Source organism: Peribacillus sp. P4_D6 (assembly GCF_056401795.1).
In genome coordinates, this window is record NZ_JBFUIQ010000223.1 from 1 (window position 1) to 3774 (window position 3774).

Consider the following 3774-nt stretch of genomic DNA (forward strand, 5'->3'; position numbering starts at 1 on the left):
AACATAGTGGGCTCGTAGAGCCCCAATCTCTTAACTTTAGGCGGAAATTCAAAGGGAATTTCAAAAGGGGTTCAGAATTTTTTAATTCCGAACCCCTTTTGTCTACAAACTGAAGCCCCTACTCATATGAGTAAGGGGCTTAGATTTTGCAGGAACAAATCAATGATAGTGGCTTTGCCAGCATTCTTATCAACAGAAAAATTTCTGGTCTTTTGGAACTTATATTAAGCTGACTCTGTACTCTTTCAACATATAGTACACACCTTTTTCAACAGTGACGATGGCTGCCTTAATCTTAGCTCCCCATAGCCATTTAATGATCAAATTTTCATTTGATCTCCAATCAGGATGAATTTACCTTAATCCTTTTTAATGGTCTTTTAATAAATGTAACATAAACTAAATCATAAAGGCCCTCTCGATTGAGAAGGGCCTTTTATGGTTTGCACTTATTCTTCAAGCTCTTTTTTCTTGTTCAAGAGTTGGAGGTATTCCCTATCCAATTCCGCTTTTTCCTCTTCCTTCATAACACTGGACAGTTTACCAAGTGTCTCGATGATTTGCACTTCAATCATAAGAAGCTCAGCCTGTTTATCTTCAAGGCCATCCTTGCGAGTGGCTGATTTTGYTGATTCCTTATTTATAGCACATACTCTCGGGGGTTCTTTTTCAAATGAAAGTGAATGTGTTGCTAGCGATTGGATCAATGAACGATCATGAGTCACAAAAACGATCGTTCCTGGATATGCTTTTAACACTTCTGTTAAAGCCTCTTTAGTATGAATATCCAAGTAATTTGTAGGTTCATCCAAAACCAGTACATTATAGTTTCCCAAAAAAACTTTTGCCAGGGAAGCCCTGACTTTTTCCCCACCGCTTAAAAGTGTTACTTGTTTGTGAACGTCATTTCCTTTAAAAGCTAATCGTGATAATAGTGTACGAATAAAGGCTTGATTGTAGGGACTGTCCTCCAATATATTTTCGAGAACCGATTTACTTTCATTTAAATTTTCTTGTTGTTGGGCAAAAAATCCAATCTTTGCTGGCATCGCGACATATAAATCTGGGTGCCTTTCCACTATCTTTTTCAATAATGTCGTTTTTCCTGAACCATTTTGACCATTGATGGCGAGTCTGCAAGCTAAGGGGACATCTCCAAAAATATGTTGTTTCAGCACCCGTGACCCGACTTTCAGGGAACAGCCATTAAATCGAATGACCCTTTTGCTATGCAAAGATGGAAATTCTGATATATCAAAGATGATGGGGGGATCTTCCCTCGGTTTATCTTTTTTTGCTAATTTTTCGATTCGAGTTTCGATCGCTTCAGCAGAACGGTTCAATTTCGCCTTCTGTTTCCCGGAGCTCCGTTTATGCAGCCTTGCTTCTGAATTACCCATTCGTTTAGGGGCTTTCCTAATTGAATCGGATTTAGCTTGGAGGTTTTGTGCAGCCTGTTTCAACCGGTTCTTTTCGCGGGTATACTCTTCATATTGCTTATTTTCCTTTTCTGTTTTTGCCTGCTTTTGTTCTATATACGCTTCGTAATTCCCTTCATATACCGTTACCTTGCCTTGCTCAACTTCCCATATTGTTGTACATAGAYGATTCAAGAATGCTTTATCATGTGAAGTAAGCAAAATAGCGCCATTAAAAGATTTCAAATCTTTTTCCAATTGTTCAATTCCGAATATATCCAAATGGCTGGTAGGTTCATCCGCGATCAATACATCCGCATTGGAAGAAAGGGCTGCGGCGATTTTTCTTCGGGTTCGTTCACCGCCGCTTATGATTTCTTGATTCTCATCGGGCAGTTTCCATATACTCGTTAATACCCCGCTTATTTCTTGTTCAGTTTCTTCCATCTGCGGGATATAGCTGACTGTTCCATAGCTCTCGATATGACCGGAATCGGGTTCCCTCACTCCCGCTAGTATAGAAAGCAGGGTCGTTTTACCTTCTCCATTCCTGCCAACCAAACCAACACGGTCATGACTGTAAAGATGAAGTGTATCAACAGAAAGAACTTCACGGCTTCCGTAGCTTTTCTTTAAATCATTCGCTTTTAAAAATAACATAAAAAATCCCCCTCCATTTTTCTAGAGAGAGATCGCCTGTTACTAAATTAATATACATAAACCAAATATACCTCATCTGATTGGATATCAGAAAAAGTAATTGTATATGAATTAGTACCTATAAACGAACAGACGAATCCCATCTCTAAACATAATCATTAAAAACCTCACATGGGTATCTAAAAAGATTCTTGTTCAAATGAAAAAATGAATTCACTTTACTTACCGATAAATCCGGTAAGCAAACAAAGTGACGGCGCATTTGCATTGAACATATCTAACCGATTACACCCATTGAAATTGATTCAGATTTACTGTTTATTTGATAAGATTACTGCTTCATTGTATAAGGTACCTTTTCCTTCCAATGTAATGAATTAATGATTGCATATCATTCATATGTTTGTAAAGCAGATTTAGACCTTTTTTTAATTCATAATGAAAGAGAGWGTTAATTGGGCTCTACATGGACATGAACATCATACACTCCATGATCTTTCATCATCACTTTTTCTACATGTGTCGCTATATCATGTGCTTCTTTAATATCCAAGGTAGAATTGACAAGGATCACAACATCAATCACTTCATTGTTCCCGTAATTTCTTCCTTTAATTTCTTTTATCCCCTTGACCCCATCTACATTTGTAATTACATCCTTATATAGATGAATTTTATTTTCATCAAAACCGTCAGAAAGTTCATGTGAGGCTTGACTGAATATATCCCAGGCTGTTTTGCATATTAATAATCCAACAATGATGGCAGTAAGAGGATCAAGCCAAGGCATGTTTAATTGGGAGCCGAAAATCCCTATAGCTGTTCCTATACTTACCCAAGCATCGGAAATATTATCTTTCGAAGCTGCCATAACGGCTTTACTGTTAATTTTCACAGCAAGCTTTTTATTATATCGGTATACAAAATACATGGCTATTGCTGATAAAACACCTACATATCCGGCAATAATGTCAGGTGATTCCTCTCCACCTTTAAGCATGGAAGCAACAGCATCTATCAATACTTGTATACCAACGGCAAACATGATAAATGAAGCTACCATTGATGCAATCGTTTCACTCTTCCAATGACCATAACCATGATCTTTATCGGGGGGTCTTTGAGCTAGCCTTAAACCGATCAATACGGCAAGGGACGCGATAATATCAGTCGTGTTGTTCAACCCATCCGCTTTTAAAGCCGCTGAGTCGCTTATGTATCCGATAGCCAGCTTCATGATTGATAGACAAATATAAGCAATAATACTGATGATTGCACCACGTTCGCCTAATTTGAGGTCATTATATTTTTGTTCTTCCATTCAACTTCCCCCCACAATTAAGTACCTGAATATCATATCAACTTAAAAATGGGTGGGTCTATAGCAACCTTTTTGTATCGCTTTATATAATTAAGAGATAGATAACTATGTTGCATATGGCAAACTATCTGAATAGAATAATATTTATGGTAGTTTTATTATAGGAAAAGCCCTTATGCTGCAAATTTCCCTCCGAAAGAAGATTTGTTGCATTAGAAAAGGGTTGCGGTAACACAACCCTCACAGCTAAGTATAAGTACAACTTATTTAGGGAGTGAAGTTCCTACGCATAAATAATATTATATGTCGGTTTAATCACCCCGTTTGGATATTGTTTCATTTCAACTAAGTCCAATTTTAGACTTGGCTTAACAC

At 37.5% G+C, this 3774-nt stretch carries 2 protein-coding genes; both read right to left on the minus strand.

Translation table 11 applies throughout. From position 1 onward, the window contains the following. Positions 1-449: 449 nt before the first annotated feature. Positions 450-2078, minus strand: a complete 1629-nt coding sequence (gene abc-f, locus AC1DVB_RS25765) for a ribosomal protection-like ABC-F family protein (protein ID WP_477591622.1) — start codon at positions 2076-2078, stop codon at positions 450-452. Between the two features lie 451 nt (positions 2079-2529). Next, on the minus strand, positions 2530-3399 hold the full coding sequence (locus AC1DVB_RS25770) for a cation diffusion facilitator family transporter (RefSeq protein ID WP_477591624.1): 870 nt from the start codon (positions 3397-3399) through the stop codon (positions 2530-2532). Positions 3400-3774 lie beyond the last annotated feature (375 nt).